Genomic DNA, 22,396 nt, shown 5'->3' on the forward strand with positions numbered 1-22,396 from the left:
AAAAGAGCATCCATCTTAGCCGGGGATCGCCGGCGAATACAGAGCGGGAGGGGAGCGAGCGGCGTCGTTATGCACTCAATTGATTTTGCGGGCATTTAGCGGCGGCGGGGAACGGATCGCTGGTCTGCGGCCGCGCGAAATGTGACCTACATGAGAGCTGCAGGCATGCAACGGCGTTTGCAACGCGGATAGTGAGTTTTTGAACTGAACAAAGTAAGACGTTGTGATGCCGAAGACGCGTATCGGCAGAATAGTCCTGGATATGTGAAGCGATGGCTCGGCAATCAGAACGATCGGCAGCGACAATCGATGGAATTGTGAGCGCGGCTCGAAAGCTTTTCATGAGCCGCGGCTTCGACGCCGTGAGCATCGATGATATCGCCATCGCCGCGGGGATCGCGAAGGGCGGCGTTTATCACCACTTCTCGTCCAAGCAGTCCATTTTCGAGGTGGTGCTCGATCGCGTACAGGCGGAGCTGGCGAGCCAGCTCAATTCGCGCCTTGCAGCCAACAAGGGTCCGCGCACGCCCGAAACCATCGCGATGAACACCTACGCTTACCTGAAGGCTGCGAGCGAGCCCGGACTGCGCCGGTTGATTCTGATCGATGGGCCTGTTGTCATGGGCCTGCAGCGGTGGCGCGAAATGGACGATCGTCACTTCTTTGAGGCGATCCACAGCGGTCTCGTGGCGATCATGGGGCCGAAAGCATCCCGCAAGCAGATCGATTCTGCCGCGCGGCTTGTCACAGGCGCCATCATGGAGGCCGCGCTGGCAACCGGTGCTTCCGAAAATCCGGTCGCGGTTGCGCGCGTTTACTGCGCGACCTTGCGAAGCATGCTGTACGGCCTTCAAAAGGACTCGTGAGGAATCTCCGCGCCGCCGCGAACACGCAGTTTTCAAATCTCTTGACTTACCGACTTGCAGTCGGTAAACGATCCTCCATAACAAAGCACAATGGGAGGATGAAATGTCGAGAGCGCAACTGGCGGAAAAGAGCCTTGATACGCAGGCGTTGTTTGCCCGTTACCATGTCGGCTGGAAGACGCGGAATCCGGATCTGATCGCGTCGCTTCATTCCGAGGATACGATTTTCTGGGTGCATGACGGAGCAGAGCCGATCAAGGGACGCGAAGCTCTCCGGCAGTACTGTGCTAATTTGTTCGCCACGGTTGAATTCAGGTTTGAAGAAGGGCGTATGCTTTTCGGCGCCGATTTCTGGGTTTTCGAATGGCTGATGATCATCGACCTCGTCGATACAGCCGGTAAGCCGTTCACGGCCAGAATCGAGATGCTTGATGTGTTCACTGTGAACCATGCTGGCGAAGTGACCAGCAAGAACGTCTATGTAAACGGCGCTCAAAGGGTCGATGCCTTCACCCGCGCCGGCCTGAATGCCAGCAGAAGTCAGAACTGACTGCTGAACCGGCTCTCATGAGCTTTGCCAACGGTGATCCGTTGGCTCCCAAAAATCAATTTGATCCCGCCACGCGCCCGTTCGGGCGCGGACGAACGGATGCGCCTCAAAGACGGCTGGCTCTCTGAGGCGCAGGGTCCGCGTTCGTCCCTGAGACAGAAAAATCAGAGGAGTTTCGCATGCTTGGTTTGATGCAGGACTGGCCGCTGCTGTGCAATCGGATCATCGATCACGCCGCCGCTATCCATGGCGACAGTGAGGTCGTCACGCGTTCGGTGGAAGGGCCGATTCACCGGACCAACTACCGCGAGATACGCGCCCGCGCGCTGAAGGTCGCACAGCGGCTGGACAAAGACGGCGTCAAGATCGGCGACCGCGTTGCGACGCTGGGCTGGAATACCTGGCGGCATCTGGAATCCTGGTACGGCATCATGGGCATCGGCGCCGTCTGCCACACGGTGAATCCGCGTCTGTTTCCGGAACAGATCGCATGGATCATCAATCACGCCGGAGACCGGATGGTGATGATTGATCTCACCTTCGTGCCGCTGCTCGAAGCCATCGCTCCGATGCTTCCGGGCATTGAGCGCTACATTATCTACACCGACCGGGCGCACATGCCGGAGACCAAGCTGAAGAACGCGGTCTCCTACGAAGAATGGATCGGCACGGTCGACGGCGATTTCGCCTGGAAGACGTTCGACGAGAACACCGCAGCGGCGATGTGCTACACCTCCGGCACCACAGGCGACCCGAAGGGCGTGCTCTATTCGCATCGCTCCAACGTGCTGCATGCACTGATCGCCAATGCCGGCGACTCGCTCGGCACCGGCGCCGCCGATACCGTGATGCCGGTGGTGCCGATGTTCCACGCCAACAGCTGGGGCGCCGCCTTTTCCGCACCATCGATGGGCGCAAAGCTGGTGATGCCTGGCGCAAAGCTCGATGGCGCTTCGGTCTACGAATTGCTCACCGCCGAGAAGGTCACATTCACAGTCGGCGTGCCGACGGTGTGGCAGATGCTTCTCAACTACATGGCCGCCGAAGGACTGAAGCTGCCTGATTTGAAAACGGTCGCCTGCGGCGGCTCGGCGATGCCGCGCTCCATGATCAAGGCGTTCGTCGATATGGGCATCCGGGTGCGCCACGGCTGGGGCATGACGGAAATGAGCCCGCTCGGCACGGTCGCCGCGCTGAAACCGCCGTTCACAGAACTCACGGGTGAAGAGCGGCTCGATATCCTGCAGACTCAGGGCTTTCCGCCGTTCGGCGTCCAGATGAAGATCACCGACGACACTGGAAAGAAGTTGCCTTGGGACGGCAAGACATTCGGGCGGCTCAAGGTGAGCGGCCCTGCGGTGTCGAAGGCCTATTACCGGGTTGATACCGATATCCTCGACGATGAAGGATACTTCGACACCGGCGACGTCGCGACCATCGACCGGCACGGTTACATGCGGATCACCGACCGTTCCAAGGATGTGATCAAGTCGGGTGGCGAATGGATTTCATCGATCGATCTGGAGAATCTCGCGGCTGGACATCCTGCCGTGGCGGAAGCCGCGGTCATCGGCGTTCATCATCCGAAATGGAACGAGCGTCCGCTGCTGATTGTGCGGCTCAAGCAGGAGAACGGTGCCACCGGCGAAGATATCCTGAGTTTCATGAACGGCAGGATTGCCAAATGGTGGATGCCGGACGACGTGGCCTTTGTTGACGATATTCCGCATACGGCAACCGGCAAGATCCACAAGATGACGCTGCGCGACCGGTTCAAGGATTACCGCTTCCCGAACGCCGGATCGTGAAATCGGGCGTCCGCGTCCGCGCGGGCGCTGTCACTTTGAGGCTTAATTGGCGCTGCGGGCGCTCATGGCGGCGGGAACGCGTCGTGGAAAAGTGAGCGCAAATCCGCCAGTGACCCACAGCAGACTATTTGCGTCGCCGTCCTCAGGAGGAACCAATCCGGACCACTGCGGTTTGTTGGGCATACCCCAAAACCGGAGACTGCCATGAAAACCGCAAACATCGTTTTGGTTACGGTGCTCACGATCATCAGTTCGGCGGCTTTGGCCCAACAAGCCCTGACAGGAATGATTACGAAAATTGACCGGATCAACGGCACGATCGCGATTCAACAGGAGCAAAGTGGCACCGTCGGAGCGAATACCGGCGGCGCTACGGAAGAGTTCAAGGCACAGGACCGTTCGTCGTTAAACACCGTGCATGTTGGCGATAAGGTCACCTATTCCACCGCGGAAACGGGTGGAATGAAGACAATCACGAAACTCCAGAAACAGTAAATCCGAGATACGGACAATGCGGTGTCCGAGATTTAGTTGACCTTGCGTGCACTCACGGGCGGCAAAAAGCTGTCGTCGAAAACGCCCGCGAGCGCAGGTTCACCAATGCCCCAAGCGGACTTGCGCGCCTCACGCCGGGAGCAGGGAGCAACGGAGATCGTGACGCAGGTATCGCTGTCCCAGCTCAGGCTACGCCCGGGCATGAAGCGTCGCACCTACCACGCCGCCCTTGCCGGTGAAGGTGGTAACGTTGTCGTTCATGCGGGTGACTTCGCGAGCGGCGAACAGCGCCATGCGCCCGGGCCGCCAGTCGAAACCCGCTCTGCCATGCAGGCCGAACACGTTCTGCTTGTCCGGCATTGCGGCGATGAAGTTCTGCCCGACCAACGCGATGTTCACGGTGGCTTCGCCCGTGCAGCGGCGGTGGTGTGGCCTGCTTGAGGCGCGAAAGCTTGGGCGAAAGCCTCTGATCTGCTAGACTGCTCTGCGAGGCAACCCGAGGGATGGACGTGCCTGGAACAGAGCGCAGGCTCGCAGCGGTCCTCGCCGCCGACATGGTCGGCTACAGTCGGCTGATGGAGGTCGATGAGACGGGAACACTTGCGCGTCTCAAGACCCATCGGATCGAGCTCATCGATCCGGCCATCGCAAAGAACCGCGGCCGCATCATCAAGACTACCGGCGACGGCATGCTGGTCGAGTTTCACAGTGTCGCCGACGCAGTGCTGTGCGCTGCAGAGGTCCAGCGACGGATGGCTAGACGCAACACGGACGTCTCGCCGGCGCGGTGGATACAGTTTCGGATCGGCATCAATCTGGGCGACGTGATCGTTGAGGAAAACGACATCTTTGGCGACGGTGTCAACGTCGCGGCGCGCCTCGAAATGCTGGCCGAGCCCGGCGGTATCTGCGTTTCGGGCGCGGTGCGCGATCAGGTCGGCAACCGACTGGACGACGTCGCATTCGAGGATATCGGCGACCAGAGCGTCAAGAACATCTCCCGTCCGATCCGCGTCTTTCGAGTCCGGCTTGAGCCAGACCTGAAAACCGCGCCAGAGGGCGCGAAGGACGCTGCGGCGGCAACAATGACCGCCAAGAAGCCGTCCATCGCTGTATTGCCGCTCGTCAACATGAGCGGCGATCCGGAGCAGGAGTTCTTCGCGGACGGCCTCACCGAGGACATCATCACGGAGCTGTCACGCTTCCACGATCTGCTCGTCATCTCGCGCAACTCGACCTTCGTATACAAGGGCAAGGCAGTGAAGGTGCAGGAGATTGCGCGCGAATTCGGCGTCGATTACGTCCTCGAGGGGAGTGCGCGGAAGGGGGGCGATCGCATCCGCGTCACTGTGCAGCTGATCGACGCAGAAACCGACCGGCACATTTGGGCCGAACGCTACGACCGCAAGCTTGAGGATATCTTCGCCATCCAAGACGAGATGACTCGCGCGATCGTCGCGACGCTTCCCGGCCGCGTCGAGGCCGCCACACACGACCGTGCAAAGCGCAAGACGACTGAAAACATGGCGGCTTATGAGTGCGTGCTGGCCGCCAGGGTACTGCACCACCGCTCGATCCGGGAGGACAACGCCGAAGCTCAGCACCTGCTCGACCGCGCCCTCGCACTCGACCCGAACTATGCTCACGCTCACGCCTGGAAGGCATGCGTACTGGGCCAGACGTGGGTTTATGATTGGTGCGCTGATCGTGACGCTACCCTCCAGCAAGTGGGTGTGGAGCTGGAGACCGCGCTGGCGCTCGATGACAATGACAGTGATGTGCACCGGATTCTCGCCGCTCTGAATCTGACGCGCGACGATCATAGCAAGGCCGCGTACCATCAGGAGCGGGCGCTCGCGCTCAATCCTAACTACGACCTGGTTGTAGTGCAGCAGGGCGAGCTTCTAACTTGGCTTGGGCGGCCGGAGGAGGGCATCGACTGGATCAAGAAGGCGATGCGTCTCAACCCGTACCACCCGGAGCGCTTCTGGAACCACCTTGGGCGCGCTTACTATTGCGCCGAGAAATACGCTGAAGCCGCCGAGGCTTTTTCCCGAATCACACAGCCTGACCACACACATCATGCATTCCTCGCCGCTACGTTTGCGCAGATGGGGAACGCGGTCGCGGCTGCCGCGCACGCGGCAGAAGTCTTGAAGCGCGAGCCGAAGTTTTCGGTGGCCGCCTACCTCGCCACCCAGCACTACAAGCGCGAAGTCGACCGCCAGCGCCACGAGGCCGGCCTCCTCTCGGCAGGCCTCCCGCTCTGACCCGGCGAAGCGCCTGCGCGAGCAATTATGAGCGACATGTCCTCATGTCATAGTCTCTTGTCGGCAATCGATCGCAGTTGATGAAGTGCCACGGCTATCCGCCCAAGGTAAGGGAGCCTTACCTGCTTCGCTCCGCGATGAATCTCCCTCCGGCGGATACAAACAGCCGTTGGGACTTAGTCCCGCTTCGCGGATTGCTTGTGGAATGCTCGTCATGTCGGCTGTTGGGCATTTCTCGGGATTTGGTGCGATTTCTGACGTTGAGGCCGCGATCCAATCGAGGCGAACATTCTGAAGTTGCGCGGCTTAGTTGATCTTGCGCGCGTTCAGCGGCGGCAAAAAGCTGTCGTCGAAAATGTCGCCCGCGGAGGGCCGTTTGCGGAATTCGTAATCGTCCGCGATCTGGCTGATGCCGGCGTCGAAACGGCCGGGTTCTATCCCGCCGAGGCCGTTCCGCTTGACCTCGTCGGTGACGATGTTGTCGTTGAGTACGGCGCGCAGCCGCTCGAGTTCGACGTCACGCGAACCGCCGCTCATCTGCAGGAGCACGTCGTCAATCGCGCGGGCCGGATCCTTGAGGCTCAGGCGGATGCCCGCGATCGTCGCGCGCACGAAACCTTTCACGGCGTCCGGATTGGCGTCCGCGAATTTCGGATTGACGATCAGCGCATGCCCGTAGACCTCGCTGCCGAAATCGGAGAAGCGGAGCACCGCCAGGTCGTTTGCCGGGACGCCGCGGTCGCGCAGGTTGATCGCGGACAGAAATGAGAATCCGGTCACCGCATCGAGCTGACCGGCCGAGAGCATCGGCTCGCGCACCGCTGCGCTGATTTTCTCGGTCCTGATCTTGTCGCGCTTGATGTTGTTCAGGCGCGCCATCGCCGGCCATAGCCGCGCTGCGAGGTCGCCATCGACGATGCCGATGGTCTTGCCTTCGAGATCCGACATGGTCGCGATGCCGCGGCTCTTGCGTGCGATGATCGCATAGGGCGCCTTGTTGTAGAGCACGAACACCGCCTTGACCGCCGCGCCGTTGTCCTTGTCGCGATAGCGAACGAGCGCGTTGATGTCGGCCAGCGCCATGTCGCTGCTGCCTGATGCGACGCGCCCGATGGCGTCGACCGAACTGGTCGCCTGGCCGGTGGTGACGGTGAGACCTTCGGTGCGAAACAAACCTCGGACGGACGCCAGCACGAACGGCGCCGCCGCACCGTCGATTGCGCGGTCAAACGAGAAGTGCAGCGCCGATGCGGCTGACCCGGGGGTGGCGCCGACGCAGACGGACGTCAGCAGCGCCAGCGACAGCAGCGTTTTGCGGAGGAGGCGATACGGGGTGTTTGGCATGCGCGGCACTTGGTCTTGTTGACGCGGTTTTTGAGCATCCGCTGTGTTGGTATGATGACAGGCACACAAGCGCCTGTCCGTCACCTTTTGGCCCTTTGGGGCGGAGTTTGCCGCAATTTCGCCTTTTGTCGTTCAGCTTGCATTCGGATTCAGGAACCTAATGTAATGATTAAGGTTATCCTCCGACTGGCCTGTTCAGACCAGGGATGACCCATGAGGACGTTGAAATGCTTATTCGTAAGACTTCGCCTTCGCCTTTCACCCGAGCTGTTGTTCTGGCGACGGCTGCTGCGCTGGTCTTGACCGTGGCTGTACCGCCGCTGTCCGCGCAGGCAGAACCGCTGGCCGCTGCACCGGCGGCCAAAACCACATCTGCCGAGCCCGCGAACGCCAGCGAAGCCACTGATTTCAGCTCCCGCGCGCGCCGCCGTGCCGTGCGCCGCGGCTATAATAACAACGCCGCTGGCCTCGCTTTCATGGGCATGGCGCTCGGCACCATGGGCGCCATCGTCGCCGAGCAGCGCCGCCGCGACTACTACCGCGATAACTACTATTACGGCGGCGGTCCCTATTACGGACGGCATTACTACGGTGGTCCGGCCTATTACGGGGGCTATGGCGGCGGCTACTACTGATCGGCGCGCCAATCGCGTTGGATGATCGCCGGGGAAATCCCGGCGATTTGCTTTTTTGGGAGTATTTTCAGCCGGTTGGAGCGGCCGTTAACACGCTGGCGAGGGATTTGATCTAGGTTCGACGCATGAGTGATTCGCTAGAACGGCTTTATCACGCGGTTATTGCGGCCAAGGATCTCGATCCGGCGACGTCGCGGACGGCACGGCTGTTTCAGCGCGGCCCCGCGAAAATGGCCAAGAAGCTCGCCGAAGAAGCCATCGAAGTCGTGATCGATGCGGTCAACGGCAACTCGGATGCGGTAATCCGGGAAAGCGCGGATCTGCTCTACAATCTGTCGGTTCTCTGGGTGGCGGCAGGTGTTCGTCCGGAAGACGTATGGGCCGAAATGGATCGCCGCGAACGGGTCCAGGGCATCGCCGAAAAACTGCCGAAAGCGTCCGCTGACAAGCCGCATGCAGCCAAGCCGGTTTCTGATAAATCCGGAGCCACCTCAAAGGCGGCTGCCAAAATTGCGCCACCATCGGCCTCCGAAAGTGTTGCGCGGCGACCAATTGTCGCGCTCCAGAGCAGCCGGCTGAAAAAACGCCGCTAATCAGCGGCTAAATTACACGTTCCCACACATGGACAAATTACCCGGACGGTGGTTCATCGCGCCATGCTGAGACGAATGTATGACTGGTGCATCGCCGCCGCCGACAAGCCCTATGCCCTCTGGCTGATGGGAGCCGTGTCGTTCGCCGAAAGCTCGTTCTTTCCGATTCCGCCCGACGTCATGCTGATCCCGATGTCGCTGGCGCGGCCGCAGAAGGCGTGGCTGTACGCGCTGGTCTGCACCGTGACGTCGGTTGCCGGCGGTGTTGTGGGTTACGCCATCGGCGCGCTGCTTTATGACAGCGTCGGGCAGTGGCTGATCAATCTCTATGGCTACGGCGACAAGGTGGAGGCGTTCCGTGCGTCCTACGCGGAGTACGGCGCATGGATCATCCTGCTGAAGGGCCTCACGCCGATCCCGTACAAGCTTGTGACGATCACGTCCGGTTTTGCCGACTACAATCTGCTGCTGTTTGTGGTCTTCTCGATCATCGCGCGTGGTGGACGGTTTTTTATCGTCGCGATCCTGCTCAACCGCTACGGCACGTGGATTCGTGAAGCCATCGAGAAACGTCTCGGCCTCTGGGTGATCATTGCCACCGCCACGCTGGTGCTCGGTTTCATCATCGCATTTCGACTGTTCTGATCGACGCGGCCGTTCGCGTGGCGAAACCGCGCCGGACATAGACCTTTCTCCGGCGGAGGCGGCGGGATACTCTCGGGCATGTCCAATCACACCAGCGATCTGTTCGTGGACGTGCGAGGACGCATGATCCTGATGGTTGCCGTCCTCACGACCCTGTGGGGAACGACGGCGGCTTGGCCGCAGCAGGCCAAGCCACCGCTTCAGGCCGCACCATCGCAGCAAGCTGCTCCGCCGGCGCCTGAGCCCGTACCTCCGGCCAGTAATCCGGGACTGGTCGAGGAAATCGGCAAGCTGCTGAAGGACTCCGCATCGGGTTTGAGTTCGGCGTTGCCCAGTCCGGGAAAGGCGTTCGACGGGCTGAACTCCAGCGCCAAGGATGCAACGGACAGCCTGAAGCGGATCGCGCCCCTGTCGGGCCAGTCGATGGCCAGCGGGCGCACGCTTTGTCCCGCGGCTGCCAACGGCGCCCCCGACTGCAAACGCGCAGCAGACCAGCTCTGCAAGGAAAAAGGTTACGCCGAGGGCAAAAGCGTAGACATCGAATCCACCCAGAAATGCTCGGCAAAAGCGTATTTTTCGGGCCAGGGCGCGTGCCGGACAGAAAATTTCGTCACCAAGGCGGTCTGCCAGTAAACGCAAGCCCCTTTCAAGAAATCGCTGTAGCCCCTAAGACCGTGGCACATTTGCCGCAGCGCGGACGCGCGCCTGACGATTCAGTTGATGGTTCAGTCTTGAAGAGGATTTTCTGATGTCGATGCCTGCCTTGTTCAAAGGTCGCCTTTCGATTCCGGCGATCGGTTCACCGTTGTTCATCGTGTCGGGCCCGGATCTTGTGATCGCCCAATGCAAGGCCGGAATCGTCGGTTCGTTTCCGGCATTGAATGCGCGCCCTGCTGCGTTGCTGGATGAATGGCTGCACCGGATCAAGGAAGAACTCGCGGCGCACGACAAGGCGCATCCCGATCGCCTCTCGGCGCCGTTCGCGGTCAACCAGATCGTGCACAAATCCAACAACCGCCTCGATCAGGATCTCGCCGTCTGCGAGAAGCACAAGGTGCCGATGGTGATCACCTCGCTCGGCGCGCGTGAGGAATTGAACCAGGCGGTGCATGCCTGGGGCGGCATCACGTTTCATGACGTCATCAACCAGAAGTTCGCGCACAAGGCTGTCGAGAAGGGCGCGGATGGTCTCGTGCTGGTGGCCGCCGGCGCGGGCGGCCATGCCGGCGCGATCTCGCCGTTCGCATTCGTGGCGGAGACCCGCCAATGGTTCGATGGCCCCATCGCATTGTCCGGCGCAATCGGACATGGCCGCGCCATCCGCGCGGCGCGCGTGCTGGGCGCCGACTTCGCCTATATCGGTTCGGCGTTCATCGCCACCCAGGAAGCCAACGCGCCTGAAAACTACAAGGGCATGATCGCTGCATCCTCGGCCGACGACATTGTCTATTCGAACCTGTTCACCGGGGTGCACGGCAACTATCTCAAGCCGTCGATCGTGGCTGCCGGGATGGATCCGGACAATCTGCCGGTGTCCGATCCTTCGAAGATGAATTTCGGTACCGATGCCAGCGGCGAGCGCAACAAGCCGAAGGCCTGGAAGGAAATCTGGGGCAGCGGACAGGGCATCGGAAGCGTCGACAAGGTGCTGCCGGTCGCAGAACTGGTGGCGCGCTTCAAGAAAGAATACGAGGCTGCAGCCGACGCGCCGCTCTAGAGCCAGACGAAGCACATCATGGAAGCCGTCTTTCGCGTCGAAGGCAATCGTGTGTTCACGAGTGAACATGCTGCGGGTCCATGGGACCCCAGCATGCAGCATGGCGGCGCGCCGTCGTCCCTGATCGTTTGGGCGGCCGAGCGTATTCCATCGCCTCAGCCGATGCATATCGCGCGGCTGACGGTCGATCTGATGCGCCCGGTGCCGGTTGCTCCGCTCACGATCGAGACCGAGGTGGTGCGTGAGGGCCGCAAGATCCAGCTCTGCGCGGTGCGTCTTCTGGCGAACGGCGTTGAGGTGGTCCGCGCCACCGTGCTCAAGGTCAGGACGCAGGCGGTGGCGCTGCCCGGCGATGTTGTGCCGGAGATGCCGATTGACGTTCCGGGCCCCGAGGCCGGCCGCGAAGAACCGCAAACGTCCAGCAACTTCCTTGGTGGGGTAACGCTGCGCGCGGTTAAAGGCGGGTTTCTGAAACTGGGGTCGGGCGCCATCTGGTTCCGGCCCGAGCGTCCGATCGTCGAGGGAGCAGCGACCTCGCAAACGATGAAGGCCGCGCTTGCGGCGGATTGCTCCAACGGCGTCGCGGCGGTGCTGGATTTCAATCGTTGGAGCTTCATCAACGCCGACCTCACGGTGACGTTTGCACGGCCGCCGTTGGGCGACTGGATCTTGCTGAATTCCGAAATGACCCTGGGTATCGATGGCGCAGGCATTGCCGTCTCGCGTCTCGGCGATGTTCAGGGATATTTCGGCGGGGCCATTCAGTGTCTCGTGGTCGAGCCCCGTTGAGCCGAACGCGATCGGAGGGTCAACGGATGGGATCGCGCATCGTTTCAGGTTTGAAGATCGCTCTGGTGTGCCTGCCGCTTGCGGCGCAAAGCGCGTCCGCGACCGGCAATCTCGACTGCTCGATCGATGACAAGCAGTTGAATTTCGAATTCTCCGCGCTGACGGGCGGGGCGGGCGGCATCGTCCAGATCAATCAGGCCTCGGTCGAAATCAAGGTCGGCGATGACAAGGCGCTGCGGTCGAAGCGCGCGATCGAACTCAAGAATATCGAACAGCAATGGATCTACGGCAATGAACTGCGGGTCCGGCTGGGAATTTCGGACGACAAGGGCGAAAATCTCGCCAGTCTCATTCTGATCGGGACATACAGAGCCGACGACGACACCTATGCCGGGCGATATGTTCTGTCGGTCTATCAGTCAGGCGGCGAGAAACAGTTCAAGGGCAGGATGAAATGCGGCTGAATGGCCGCTTCCTCCGAGCCTGACGCGCCGTCAGTCGGCGACCCGCGTCAGCACGGCCTTGAATGCGAGGCTTGGAAATTCCGTCGCGGTGCCTTCGCAGATCGCAAAACCGCCTTTGACGGTTCCGTTGAAATTGATCATGACCTCGTCGAATCCGAACACCGACGGATGACTGGAATCAGGCGTATGCCGAACGCTGGAAACGCTTCCGGCAAACGATTGGCCGTTCTGAGTGTAGGTTCCGATATATGCGAATGCAGAACTACCGCCCCGGAGCTTTCCGTTTTCAGCGTTGATCACCCCTAAGGCTTTGCCCCGCGGGGTCTCAAATTCGACCTTGTACAAACCTTGGAGTAACGGGGCTTCGGGGGCGAGAGGAGAGTTAGCTTGGTGTCCCATGCGCTGTCATTCCAATATTGCCGCTGAAGTTGGCCTTCAAGCGTGACGTCTTTTGACGTCGACGGTTATTCGTGTTCGCGCAGTCAGTAGAAGCATAATATCACCGGAGATACTCGCCGATGGGTCGGACTTTAGATAAAGTCTTGGTGCCCCTGGCCGGAATCGAACCAGCACTCCTTGCGGAACTCGATTTTGAGTCGAGCGCGTCTACCAATTCCGCCACAGGGGCCAACAGGACCGGTGCCCGAGGGCAGGGGTCGTGAAGCGGGCGGAATATAGCTTGCGCGCGGTCGCGGTCAACCGCCTGTGATGGGAATGAGCGTCGACAGCGGCCGGTGGGCGAGTTAGGACGCTCCGAACAGGAGATTCCACGTGGCGAGCGACGCGATCTTCAAGCCGGGATACACGGGGCGTGTGAGGGATCCGGTTTTTGTTGCTGGAGCGGCCATCGCCTTCATAGCGGCCGACGTCCTTGCGGGCGCATGGTTCTTTCAATTGGTGCTCGATATCCGGCCTTGTCCGCTGTGCCTTGAGCAGCGTTATGCCTATTATTTGGCTATCCCGCTGGCCGTGCTGATCGCATTTGGAGCCGCCCGTAATGTCTCGCGCCCGCTTCTGATTGCGGGCCTCGGAGCCCTGGCCGTCATATGGCTCGCCAATGCCGGCCTCGGCGCCTATCACGCCGGCGTCGAGTGGGGCTTTTGGCAAGGCCCGACCGATTGCAGCGGGCCGATTACTGATCTCGGCGGTGGCGGCAGTCTGCTGGACGGTCTCAACAAGGTGAAAGTGATCCGCTGCGACGAAGTGCAGTGGCGCTTTCTCGGACTGTCGCTGGCGGGCTACAACGCGCTGATCTCCCTCGCTCTGGCCGCGCTTGCCTTGCGGGGCATCGGCAAATCGATGAAGTCAGCCTGATCGCTAGTCGTCGGCATCGACCTGTGGGCGTCCGAACAGATGGACGATGCCCGGCGTCGCGACCGAGACGAAAACAAACCGCGACAGATGATGTGCACCGACGAAAATCGGATCGATGTGCAGCGTCAATGCCAGCGCCAGCATGGCGTCCATGGCGCCCGGCGCGAAGGCGACCACAATGTCGCCGAAACGGGCGTTGGTCGTCAGGGTGACAATCGCGACGAAGATTGCCGAAATGACAATGGCCACGGTGAACGATCCAATCGCCGCGGCCATGTAGCTGAGCAGCGTGCGCGCCGAGATTCGTGCGAACCGCGTGCCGATCAGCGCACCGATGCCGATCAGTGCTGCGGCGTAGGCCCAGCCAGGCAAGCCGCCCTCGATCGAACCGGTGCCGTGTAGCACGCTGGAGCCGAGCATCGCGCCGAACATCCAGCTCGCCGGAAACTTCAGCAGACGCAGCAGCAGCGACGTCGCCACGCACACCGCCGCAAGCACGGCGAGCGCAAGCGGCGTCGCGGGTGCCGCATGCACCGCTTGACCGCCGTGCTGCGCCAGTCCGGACGCGGCGAGGACCAGCGGCAGCGCCGCAGTCAGAACAATCACGCGCATGGTCTGCACCACTGCGATGCCGGCGACGTCGGCGCGCCGCTCGTTGGCGAGCATGATGATTTGCGACAGCGCGCCGGGACTGCCGGCGAGCAGGGCGGATGTCCGGTCCCATTTGTGAAAATGCTGGAGATAGTAGCTGCTGCCGAATGTCGCGCAGAAGGTGGACGCCGCGAGGATCGCGATGCTGACCGGATAGGCCGCCATGTTGGTCAGCATCTGCGGCGAGACCATCGAGCCGAGCGACAGACCGAGGGTCATCAGGATGACGTGAGCCATGAGCGGCGGCAGGTCCATCGGCCGCCCCGCAATCGCCGCCGCGCCGACGGCGATCATCGCTCCCGAGATCAATCCGCCGGGCAGCTCCAGCCATTGAAAGAACGTGCCCCCGGCCAGGCCGATCAGGAGCGTTTCAAACGTGTGCTGGATGTCGCGTGAGGTGACGTGGCGAAAGGCTCGCAGCAGCGTCTGAACGGCAGGCTTCATGAGGGCGAAATGTGATGAACGAGACGGTCGTTATCACAAATCCCGTGGCGCGCCGCAAATGAAGCAGCGGCATGGCTTACGCACTGTCCATGCGTGGCGGGATAAACATTGGAAGCAACCGCCGGCGACGGGTCTCCAGTTGGCGATCCAGCGCGCCTTGCGGGCTTTCGTTCGGTGAACGCGCCGCAGCGCGAAAGGACCCGGTCCTTCATTATTTTTGCGTGCCATCGGTGGCGGCGCGATTGAATGCAGATCGGCGTCGGCTAGGATGTGCTGCTTTCGATATCCCTTTTCAGGAGAGTTCGATGACAATCCGAGCCAATCTATTTTGCGTGGCACTGCTGACCGGAGCGGCAGGTTTCGCCGCAACGCCGGCGCAGGCCCTGACTGCCCAGGAATGCAGCGCCAAGTATCAGGCCGCGAAGACCGCGGGCACGCTGGGCGATCAGAAGTGGAATGATTTCCGCAAGGCGCAGTGCGGCGCCGATGCGAAGCCGGCAGCCGCGACAACGGCTGCTCCCAAGGAATCTCAAAAGGAAGCTCAGAAGGAAGCTCCCAAGGCAGCGCCAAAGGCAGCCGCCGCTCCGAAGGAAACGCCAAAGGCTGCTGAAGCGCCGAAGCCGGCCGCTGCCCCGGCAGCCGCGGGCGCTGCGGTGTTCCCGAGCGCGGTTGCACCGAAATACTCCAGCGAGAAGGCGAGCAAGGCACGCATGCACACCTGCGTCGATCAGTACAACGCCAACAAGGCTGCCAATGCCAATGGTGGTCTGAAATGGATCCAGAAGGGCGGCGGCTACTACAGCGAATGCAACAAGCGGCTGAAAGGCTGACATTGGCAGGCCATCAGCGGATCAGCCGGGCGCCCCGGCTGATTCAGCGCGACGGCAGTCTGTGTGCGCCATGAAGCGGGTGCTCGTCGCGCTTGCCGTCATTCTCGCCGTCTACGGCGCGATCGCCTATCTGCTGCTGCCGTCATTCTGGCGGCATTATGAGCACCAGAAAAGACTCGATGGCCTGCCGATGGTGACGGCCACTGCGCAGGGGATTCCTGCCGATCCGATCAATGTCGGGTTGGTCGGATCGTCGAACGACGTTCTTTGCGCTATGCGCGAGGCGGGATGGGTTCCCGCCGATCCGATCACATGGCGTTCCTCTCTGGAAATATCGGGCAGCGTGCTGCTCGACCGGCCCTATCCCAACGCGCCGGTCAGTCCGCTGTTCTACGATGGCCGCCGCGAAGATCTTGCCTTCGAGAAGCCGGTCGGCAAGAGCGCCGACCAGCGGCATCACATCCGGTTGTGGATGGTGCTGAAGGATGGCGAAGAAAAGCGCCCGGTCTGGCTCGGCGCGGTGACGTTCGACCACAGCGTGGGATTCAGCCGCTATACCGGCGCGGTCACGCATCACATCGCACCGGATGTCGATGCCGAGCGGCAGTTGGTCGAAACCGATCTGCAGGCCGCCGGGATGATTGAGGCACGCTACACCGTGGCCGGGGTCGGCCCGACGCTGCGCGGACGTAATGGCGAGGGCGATCTCTACTACACCGATGGCGAAGTCTGGATGATGCGGCTCGTCGAAGGCTGCATCAAGCGCACCAAGCCGCCAGTTATCCTCGAGGGGCCGGCCGCGAACCAGCTCAAGGATACAATCTGGAGGAATATCGCCGAGCTTTATCGGCGCTCCCAGCAATGATGCTGCGCCTGTACCGCGATTGACAGCGTCGCGCTGACTTGCGTGATATGCGGCGTGAACCCGCTTCGGAGCCGTCATGATCGCCAGTCTGAGTGTTATCCTGATCTGTCAATTGATCGGCGAGGTGATCGTCCGGGGTTTGCGTCTGCCGCTGCCGGGGCCGGTGATCGGCCTTGCGCTGCTGTTCGCACTCATGATCCTGCGCGATCGTTTCACCGCATTGGCGCGTGGACCGCTGCGCGAAAATGCCGTGGAAGGAACGGCAAAGGGCATGCTGGCGCATCTGTCGCTGCTGTTTGTGCCGGCGGGTGTCGGCGTGGTCCAGAATCTTGATCTGCTTGCGCAACGCGGCGTCGCCATCGCCCTTGTCCTTGCGGCGTCGGTGGTGGTGACGCTGCTCGTCACCGCCGGGACGTTCCTGATCATCAGCCGCCTCATGGTGCGGAGGCGTCAGTCGCCATGACGGACAATCCATTCTCGCTGTGGGTCTATCTGTCACAGACGCCGCTGCTCTGGCTGACGGTCACGCTTGCCGTCTATGCGTTGGCCGACGCTGTATCCCTTGCGACGCATCGCAATCCCCTGATGAATCCGGTGCTGCATTCGATCTGGGTCATCGGTGTTTTCCTGTATCTCACCGGCACCAGTTACACGACCTATTTTGGCGGCGCGCAGTTCGTCCATTTTCTGCTTGGCCCCGCGACGGTCGCATTGGCGGTCCCGCTCTACGAGAATCGCAAACTCGTCGCGGCGGCGATCCTGCCGATGCTGGCGGCGCTGCTGGTTGGTTCGGCGACCGCAATTGTATCGGTCATGGTGTTCGCCGAAGCCGCCGGGCTGCCGCGGGACATCGTGCTGGCATTGGCGCCGAAGTCCGTCACGGCCGGTGTCGCCATGGGCATCAGCGAAATGCTGGGCGCCAACCCGGCCATCACCGTTATTGCGACGGTCCTCACCGGCGTGATGGGCGCCATCGTGGTCACTCCGACAATGAACCGGCTGGGTATCACCGATTTCCGGGCGCGCGGTTTTGCAGCCGGCCTAGCGTCGCACGGCATCGGCACCGCGCGGGCGTTTCAGGTCGATGAAGTGGCCGGCGTGTTCGCAGGCATCGCGATGGGATTGAATGCGCTGGTGACGTCGCTGTTGGTGCCGCTCGCGGCGACGCTGTTGCTGCGGTGAGCGATCACCGTTTTAAACAGCCGCTTTGTTGCGCAGCGCAACTCATCGGCGTGATGATTTCGAGATATTCGCAATGTAGCATCCCGAGGTGACAACAATCCGGCGGTTCAATCAGCCGGTCACATGGGAGTGCAACAATGGTGAGACATCTGACGCTGGGTATATCAATCGCGCTGTTGGCGGCGGCAACAACTGCGCAAGCGCAAGACTGGACGAAATCCAAATGGGGTCCTGCAGATGAGATCGGCGCCGCCAATTACTTGACGCCGGAGTTGACGCTAAAGGCGGCGCAACTGGTGAAGACCGGCAAGACTTATGCGCTCGGCATTCCGGTGGATTCCAAAACGCCGGCCTATCCGCCGCGTGGCTTCAAGGTGACCATTGTTCAGCCCGGGCAGGCTGGCATTCCGGGTCTCGGACCAAGCAAGACGACGTATAACGACGACATTCTCGAAGGCTGGGTCGGCGTCGGAAGTCAGATTGATGGACTGGGACACATCGGCGTCGAGCACGTCTACTATAACGGTAACAAGCTTGCCGATTTTGCCGACCCCACAGGGCTGAAGAAACTCGGAATCGAGAAGGTTCCGCCGATCGTGGCGCGCGGCGTACTGCTTGATATGGCCGCGCACTATGGCGTCGATGTTGTGAAGGAGGGCACGGCATTCAACGTCAAGGAGATCGAGGAGGTTGCCAAGAAACAGGGCGTGGAAATCAGGCAGGGCGATGTCGTGCTGTTCCATACCGGTTGGATCAGTCTGATCGGCAATGATGACAAACGCTACAATTCCGCCGAGCCGGGCCTAGGCGTAGAGGGCGCAAAATATCTGACGGGCAAAGGCGTCGTCGCCATCGGCGCGGACACCTGGGGGCTTGAGGTGATCCCGTTCGAATCGAAGAATATCTTCGAGGTGCACCAGATTCTGCTGCCGATGAACGGCACATACATTCTGGAAAACATGAACACGGCGGAACTGGCCAAGGACAAGGCTTATGAGTTCATGTTCGTGCTCGGACAGCCGCGTTTCAAGGGCGCCGTGCAAAGCATGATCAATCCGGTGGCGATCAGGTAACGGTCCTTGCGTTGAGTTGTGCCCTCGGGAAAAATCCGAGGGCACGTTTTATGGTGCGATCGATCTCGCGCGCTCTGGCCGGGAGCTAGGCTGCAGTCTTGCTCTTGTAGCGGCTTGCGGCATGGGTCCGCGACAGCTTCGGACCAAGCGCTTTCCTCGCCGCGTCGTAGTTCTCCCATTCCTGCACGTCGGGCAGTGACGGGATAGTGATAAGTTCGCCGAGATCGAGACCCGCGAACGCGGCGTCGACCAGTTCATCCGCCTGCATCACGATGGCTTCAGGAAGATGCGCGACAGGCACACCCGCGACATCCCAGAAATTGGTCGCGATCGCGCCCGGCAGCACAGCTTGCACCCGCACGCCGCTGCCTTTGAATTCCTTGTGCAGCGCCTGGGTGAAATTGACGACATAGGCCTTGGTGCCGCTGTAAGTGCCGTTCAGTACGTCGGGATCGAGAGCGACAATCGAAGCGATATTGACGATGGTGCCGTTCTTGCGCGCGACGAACGCGGGAGCGGCGGCGAGCGCCAGCCGGGTCAGTGCCACGACGTTGAGCTGGATCATCGCGTCCATCTGCTCGACATCCGACGTGAGCAACGGTCCGGCTGCGCCAACGCCGGCATTGTTGACGAGAACGGTGATGTTTGCGTCCGACTTCAGCCGGTCCTCGACGCGGCGCAAATCTGCCTTCGCATTCAGGTCGGCGGCCAGCGCCTCGACCTTGCGGCCGGTGTCCCTGGTGAGTTTGGCTGCGAGCGTGTCGAGCTTTGCCTTATCGCGGGCGACCAGAATGAGGTCGTAACCGCGGCGGGCCAGCCGGTCCGCGTAAAGGGCTCCGATTCCTGAGGACGAGCCGGTCACCAGGGCCGTACCTTTGGTCTGTTGCTGAGACATTGCGTTCCTCCTGTGTTGATCCGTTGCGACCGGCGATGGCCGGTGTTGACGGGATCAATCTAGGGCGCTACCTCTATGTCTCAAATGTCACATATACCTCGTTTAAGGACATTCGCAAGGACGATCAAAACTGAGGACAACGTCATGAAGCGCATCGGTCTTGTCGTTTATCCGGGCTTTCAAATCCTTGATTTGGTTGCAGTTTCTGTGTTCGAGGTCGCGAACATGGCCGCAGCTGCGCCCGCCTACGAAGTTCAACTTTTGTCCGAGCACGGCGGTCCGGTGGTGAGTTCGTCCGGCGTTCCGGTCGAAACCAGGCCTTTCAGCAAGGCGAAGTTCGATACCGTGATGGTCACCGGCTGGCTGACTCCAGTTCCATCGTCGCCGGGTCTTCTTGCTTTCATGAATTCGGCGAGCAAGGCATCGCGGCGGATCGCCAGCATTTGCACCGGCGCTTGCGTACTTGCCGAAGCCGGTATCCTCGATGGCCGTCGTGCGACCACGCATTGGGCATTCGCGCGATCAATGCAGGCCCGGTTTCCAAAGGTCAAAGTTCAGGAAGACAAGATCTACATTGTCGATGGATCAGTCTGGACCTCCGCGGGCATGACATCGTGTATCGATCTCTGTCTTGCGATGGTCGAGAGTGATCTCGGCGTTGAGGTTGCGCGCGGCGTGGCCCGCAAGATGGTGGTCTATCACCGGCGGACCGGAGGGCAGTCGCAGTTCTCGGTGCTACTCGAACTTCAGCCGAAGTCCGACCGCATTCAGGATGCCCTTGCTTTCGCAAAGAAGAATCTGAAAAGCGATTTGTCGGTGGAGATTCTGGCGGAGGCGGCGCGGCTCAGTCCCCGGCAGTTCAGCCGCGCGTTCCGCTCCGAAACTGGGCAGTCGCCGGCGAAGGCCGTCGAGAACCTGCGCGTCGAAGCGGCGAGACTTCTGATGGAAGAAGCCCAGCATCCTGTCGACGTGATCGCGCGCGAAACTGGGTTCTCCGATCCTGAACGGATGCGGCGTGCGTTTCTGCGGGCGTTCGGACAACCACCTCAGGCGATCAAGCGGGCCGCACGCACAGCGGCTGCTGCGTAGGCGGAGCGTGGACCTGCCATGCGCGCGATTGGCTCGCAAATGCGGAAGAAAACAGATGAGCTGTGGTAGGCAGCGTGACCCTTGATGCCGAATCCGGAGGCCTTACGTGACTTCTCCCTCGCTCTTCTCTCCGCTGAAAGTCGGGCCGTATCAGCTCAGCCACCGCGTCGTCATGGCGCCGTTGACGCGAATGCGTGCCGCGCATGAGGACAACGCGCCGCATTCGTTGAATCTCGAGTACTATGCGCAGCGCGCCACCAAGGGCGGATTGATCATCGCCGAAGCGTCGCCGGTCACCCAGACAGGACGAGGCAATCCGAGAACCCCCGGCATCTATTCGCGCGAGCAGATCGCGGGATGGCGCGAGATCACCCATGCGGTTCATGCCAAGGGCGGCATCATCTTCCTGCAGCTCTGGCACGTCGGGCGCGTCTCGCACTCGTCGTTCCAGCCCGGCGGGGCCTTGCCGGTCGCGCCGTCCGCCGTTCCGATCTCCGGCAATTTCAGCGCCATGACGGCCGATGGAAAGCAGGTGCCTTATGAGACGCCACGGGCGCTCGAAACCAGCGAGATCGCGGGAATCGTTGACGCCTTCCGGGATGGCGCCCGCAACGCGCGGGAAGCCGGATTCGACGGCGTCGAGATTCATGGCGCGAACGGCTACCTGCTCGAGCAGTTTCTGCAGTCGCGGATCAACCAGCGAACGGATGCGTATGGTGGTTCCATCGAGAATCGCGCGCGCCTGCTCCTGGAGGTAACCGACGCGGTCGTAGGCGTTTGGGGCGCTGACCGGGTTGCCGTGCGCCTCTCGCCCTACGGCGTCGCCAACGACACCGGCGAGGCCGATCCGATGCCGCTCTACAGCCATGTGGTGCGGATGCTGAGCCAGCGCGGTCTGGCCTATCTGCATTTCATCGAACCGCGCAGCAGCGGCGCGGGCCGCGCCGACGTCAATCATCAGAACGTGCCGTCGGCGATGGAGTTGTTCAGGCCGCTCTGGCCCGGCGTGTTGATCACGGCGGGCGGCTTTACGGGAGAGGCCGCAGAAGATGCGGTCGCGTCAGGCAAGGCGGATGCGATTGCGTTCGGGCGCCACTTTATTTCGAATCCGGATCTGCCGCTTCGTCTTCAGCGGAAGTCGCCGCTCACGCCCTACAATCGGGCCACGTTCTATGGCGGGGCGGAGGTGGGATACACCGACTATCCGTTCGAGCAGAGCGCCTGACGGCGAAGCGTTTACGGATCGAGTTCCGTGTCCCAGTAGAGATAGTCGAGCCAGCTCTGGTGCAGGTAGTTCGGCGGGAACAGCCGGCCGTTGCGGTGGAGCTGGTGGACCGTCGGCGCAAACGGCATCTGGCGCGGATGCATTTTCGCCTGCGCCATCGTCATGTTGCCTTTGCGCAGGTTGCACGGCGAACATGCGGCGACGACGTTCTCCCACGTGGTCTGGCCGCCGCGCGAGCGCGGGATGATGTGATCGAAGGTCAGATCGTCCTGCGAGGTGCAGTACTGGCAGGAGAAGCGGTCGCGCAGGAAGACGTTGAACCGGGTGAAGGCGGGATGCGTGGTCGGCTTCACAAACGACTTGAGCGAGACCACGCTCGGCAGCTGCATTTCGAAGGATGGGCTGTGAACCGCGTGGTCGTAGTTCGCAACGATATTGACGCGGTCAAGGAACACGGCCTTGACAGCATCCTGCCAGGACCAGAGCGACAGCGGATAATAGCTCAGCGGCCGGAAGTCCGCATTCAGCACGAGTACCGGCCAACCGCCTTGTGACACATGTGCGTTCAAGTAACGCTCCTGGCCCCAACCCCAATTGGCTGCGAAGCAGCTTGGGATGACATACTACAGGCAGCGTGACGGGATTGTGAAGA

27 protein-coding genes and 1 tRNA gene are annotated in these 22,396 nt (G+C 61.3%); 20 read left to right on the forward strand and 8 right to left on the reverse strand.

Annotated elements, in window-relative coordinates; all coding sequences use genetic code 11:
- Positions 1–272 precede the first annotated feature (272 nt).
- The 4 genes from HNQ36_RS12645 to HNQ36_RS12660 all read left to right on the forward strand — a co-directional run bounded on the left by HNQ36_RS12645 (position 273) and on the right by HNQ36_RS12660 (position 3,719).
- Positions 273–866, forward strand: coding sequence for a TetR/AcrR family transcriptional regulator (locus HNQ36_RS12645; RefSeq protein WP_283814030.1), 594 nt, complete (start codon positions 273–275; stop codon positions 864–866).
- Positions 867–969: 103 nt separating this feature from the next.
- Positions 970–1,416 carry a YybH family protein gene (locus HNQ36_RS12650; RefSeq protein ID WP_184085523.1) on the forward strand — a complete coding sequence of 149 codons (447 nt, stop codon included), beginning with the start codon at positions 970–972 and terminating at the stop codon, positions 1,414–1,416.
- A gap of 179 nt (positions 1,417–1,595) precedes the next feature.
- Complete coding sequence (locus tag HNQ36_RS12655) at positions 1,596–3,224, forward strand: fatty-acid--CoA ligase (protein ID WP_184085524.1); 1,629 nt, start codon at positions 1,596–1,598, stop codon at positions 3,222–3,224.
- A 204-nt stretch (positions 3,225–3,428) separates the two neighbouring features.
- The gene (locus HNQ36_RS12660) at positions 3,429–3,719 is read left to right on the forward strand and encodes a copper-binding protein (RefSeq protein WP_184085532.1); all 291 of its coding nucleotides are present in this window, start codon (positions 3,429–3,431) and stop codon (positions 3,717–3,719) included.
- Positions 3,720–3,751: 32 nt separating this feature from the next.
- On the opposite strand, the gene HNQ36_RS12665 is transcribed toward HNQ36_RS12660, so the two are convergent.
- Together HNQ36_RS12665 and HNQ36_RS12670 are read right to left on the reverse strand one after the other, a co-directional pair.
- Positions 3,752–3,922, reverse strand: a complete 171-nt coding sequence (locus HNQ36_RS12665) for a hypothetical protein (protein WP_184085534.1) — start codon at positions 3,920–3,922, stop codon at positions 3,752–3,754.
- Positions 3,909–4,118, reverse strand: coding sequence for a hypothetical protein (locus HNQ36_RS12670; protein ID WP_184085536.1), 210 nt, complete (start codon positions 4,116–4,118; stop codon positions 3,909–3,911). Before HNQ36_RS12670 ends, HNQ36_RS12665 begins: the two co-directional genes overlap by 14 nt.
- A 104-nt stretch (positions 4,119–4,222) precedes the next feature.
- Between HNQ36_RS12670 and HNQ36_RS12675 the strand changes: the two genes are divergently transcribed.
- Entirely contained in the window at positions 4,223–5,989 is a 1,767-nt protein-coding gene (locus tag HNQ36_RS12675; protein ID WP_184085538.1) for an adenylate/guanylate cyclase domain-containing protein, read from the forward strand.
- A 306-nt stretch (positions 5,990–6,295) separates the two neighbouring features.
- Here the strand turns inward: HNQ36_RS12675 and HNQ36_RS12680 are convergent, their stop codons facing one another.
- Complete coding sequence (locus tag HNQ36_RS12680; RefSeq protein WP_184085540.1) at positions 6,296–7,333, reverse strand: ABC transporter substrate-binding protein; 1,038 nt, start codon at positions 7,331–7,333, stop codon at positions 6,296–6,298.
- Positions 7,334–7,560: 227 nt separating this feature from the next.
- Here HNQ36_RS12680 and HNQ36_RS12685 point away from each other — a divergent pair, with 227 nt between their 5' ends.
- The 7 genes from HNQ36_RS12685 to HNQ36_RS12715 all read left to right on the forward strand — a co-directional run bounded on the left by HNQ36_RS12685 (position 7,561) and on the right by HNQ36_RS12715 (position 12,176).
- Entirely contained in the window at positions 7,561–7,968 is a 408-nt protein-coding gene (locus HNQ36_RS12685; protein ID WP_046828715.1) for a hypothetical protein, read from the forward strand.
- Positions 7,969–8,093: 125 nt separating this feature from the next.
- The gene (hisE, locus tag HNQ36_RS12690; protein WP_184085542.1) at positions 8,094–8,561 is read left to right on the forward strand and encodes a phosphoribosyl-ATP diphosphatase; all 468 of its coding nucleotides are present in this window, start codon (positions 8,094–8,096) and stop codon (positions 8,559–8,561) included.
- Between the two features lie 63 nt (positions 8,562–8,624).
- Complete coding sequence (locus HNQ36_RS12695) at positions 8,625–9,206, forward strand: YqaA family protein (RefSeq protein WP_046828717.1); 582 nt, start codon at positions 8,625–8,627, stop codon at positions 9,204–9,206.
- 78 nt (positions 9,207–9,284) lie between these two features.
- Positions 9,285–9,839 carry a hypothetical protein gene (locus HNQ36_RS12700; protein ID WP_184085544.1) on the forward strand — a complete coding sequence of 185 codons (555 nt, stop codon included), beginning with the start codon at positions 9,285–9,287 and terminating at the stop codon, positions 9,837–9,839.
- A gap of 115 nt (positions 9,840–9,954) precedes the next feature.
- Positions 9,955–10,923, forward strand: a complete 969-nt coding sequence (locus HNQ36_RS12705) for an NAD(P)H-dependent flavin oxidoreductase (protein WP_184085546.1) — start codon at positions 9,955–9,957, stop codon at positions 10,921–10,923.
- 18 nt (positions 10,924–10,941) lie between these two features.
- Complete coding sequence (locus HNQ36_RS12710; protein WP_184085548.1) at positions 10,942–11,712, forward strand: thioesterase family protein; 771 nt, start codon at positions 10,942–10,944, stop codon at positions 11,710–11,712.
- Positions 11,713–11,738: 26 nt separating this feature from the next.
- Entirely contained in the window at positions 11,739–12,176 is a 438-nt protein-coding gene (locus HNQ36_RS12715; RefSeq protein ID WP_184085550.1) for a hypothetical protein, read from the forward strand.
- Between the two features lie 30 nt (positions 12,177–12,206).
- Here HNQ36_RS12715 and HNQ36_RS12720 read toward each other — a convergent pair whose 3' ends face one another.
- Both HNQ36_RS12720 and HNQ36_RS12725 read right to left on the reverse strand, forming a co-directional pair.
- The gene (locus tag HNQ36_RS12720; RefSeq protein ID WP_184085552.1) at positions 12,207–12,575 is read right to left on the reverse strand and encodes a hypothetical protein; all 369 of its coding nucleotides are present in this window, start codon (positions 12,573–12,575) and stop codon (positions 12,207–12,209) included.
- Positions 12,576–12,719: 144 nt separating this feature from the next.
- A tRNA-Leu gene (locus HNQ36_RS12725) sits at positions 12,720–12,804 on the reverse strand.
- 143 nt (positions 12,805–12,947) lie between these two features.
- Here HNQ36_RS12725 and HNQ36_RS12730 point away from each other — a divergent pair.
- Positions 12,948–13,490, forward strand: coding sequence for a disulfide bond formation protein B (locus tag HNQ36_RS12730; protein WP_184085554.1), 543 nt, complete (start codon positions 12,948–12,950; stop codon positions 13,488–13,490).
- 3 nt (positions 13,491–13,493) lie between these two features.
- Here the strand turns inward: HNQ36_RS12730 and HNQ36_RS12735 are convergent, their stop codons facing one another.
- The gene (locus HNQ36_RS12735) at positions 13,494–14,585 is read right to left on the reverse strand and encodes an AbrB family transcriptional regulator (RefSeq protein WP_246395361.1); all 1,092 of its coding nucleotides are present in this window, start codon (positions 14,583–14,585) and stop codon (positions 13,494–13,496) included.
- Between the two features lie 305 nt (positions 14,586–14,890).
- Between HNQ36_RS12735 and HNQ36_RS12740 the strand changes: the two genes are divergently transcribed.
- The 5 genes from HNQ36_RS12740 to HNQ36_RS12760 all read left to right on the forward strand — a co-directional run bounded on the left by HNQ36_RS12740 (position 14,891) and on the right by HNQ36_RS12760 (position 18,535).
- Positions 14,891–15,415, forward strand: a complete 525-nt coding sequence (locus tag HNQ36_RS12740) for a hypothetical protein (RefSeq protein WP_184085556.1) — start codon at positions 14,891–14,893, stop codon at positions 15,413–15,415.
- A gap of 70 nt (positions 15,416–15,485) precedes the next feature.
- Positions 15,486–16,280 (forward strand): LssY C-terminal domain-containing protein, encoded by a 795-nt coding sequence (locus tag HNQ36_RS12745; RefSeq protein WP_184085558.1) that lies wholly within the window; start codon positions 15,486–15,488, stop codon positions 16,278–16,280.
- A 76-nt stretch (positions 16,281–16,356) separates the two neighbouring features.
- On the forward strand, positions 16,357–16,743 hold the full coding sequence (locus tag HNQ36_RS12750; protein ID WP_184085560.1) for a CidA/LrgA family protein: 387 nt from the start codon (positions 16,357–16,359) through the stop codon (positions 16,741–16,743).
- A complete protein-coding gene (locus tag HNQ36_RS12755) occupies positions 16,740–17,462 on the forward strand; it encodes an LrgB family protein (protein WP_184085561.1) in 723 nt (240 codons plus the stop codon). Before HNQ36_RS12750 ends, HNQ36_RS12755 begins: the two co-directional genes overlap by 4 nt.
- Positions 17,463–17,599: 137 nt before the next feature.
- On the forward strand, positions 17,600–18,535 hold the full coding sequence (locus HNQ36_RS12760) for a cyclase family protein (RefSeq protein ID WP_184085563.1): 936 nt from the start codon (positions 17,600–17,602) through the stop codon (positions 18,533–18,535).
- An 85-nt stretch (positions 18,536–18,620) separates the two neighbouring features.
- Here HNQ36_RS12760 and HNQ36_RS12765 read toward each other — a convergent pair whose 3' ends face one another.
- Positions 18,621–19,430, reverse strand: a complete 810-nt coding sequence (locus HNQ36_RS12765) for an SDR family NAD(P)-dependent oxidoreductase (RefSeq protein WP_184085565.1) — start codon at positions 19,428–19,430, stop codon at positions 18,621–18,623.
- A gap of 144 nt (positions 19,431–19,574) precedes the next feature.
- Here HNQ36_RS12765 and HNQ36_RS12770 point away from each other — a divergent pair, with 144 nt between their 5' ends.
- Positions 19,575–20,519: a GlxA family transcriptional regulator gene (locus HNQ36_RS12770; protein ID WP_184085567.1), complete on the forward strand. Its 945-nt coding sequence runs from the start codon at positions 19,575–19,577 to the stop codon at positions 20,517–20,519.
- 106 nt (positions 20,520–20,625) lie between these two features.
- A complete protein-coding gene (locus HNQ36_RS12775) occupies positions 20,626–21,744 on the forward strand; it encodes an oxidoreductase (RefSeq protein WP_184085569.1) in 1,119 nt (372 codons plus the stop codon).
- 11 nt (positions 21,745–21,755) lie between these two features.
- Here the strand turns inward: HNQ36_RS12775 and HNQ36_RS12780 are convergent, their stop codons facing one another.
- The gene (locus tag HNQ36_RS12780) at positions 21,756–22,313 is read right to left on the reverse strand and encodes an HNH endonuclease (RefSeq protein WP_184085571.1); all 558 of its coding nucleotides are present in this window, start codon (positions 22,311–22,313) and stop codon (positions 21,756–21,758) included.
- Positions 22,314–22,396 lie beyond the last annotated feature (83 nt).

The organism is Afipia massiliensis, assembly GCF_014203115.1.
GTDB lineage: Bacteria > Pseudomonadota > Alphaproteobacteria > Rhizobiales > Xanthobacteraceae > Afipia > Afipia massiliensis.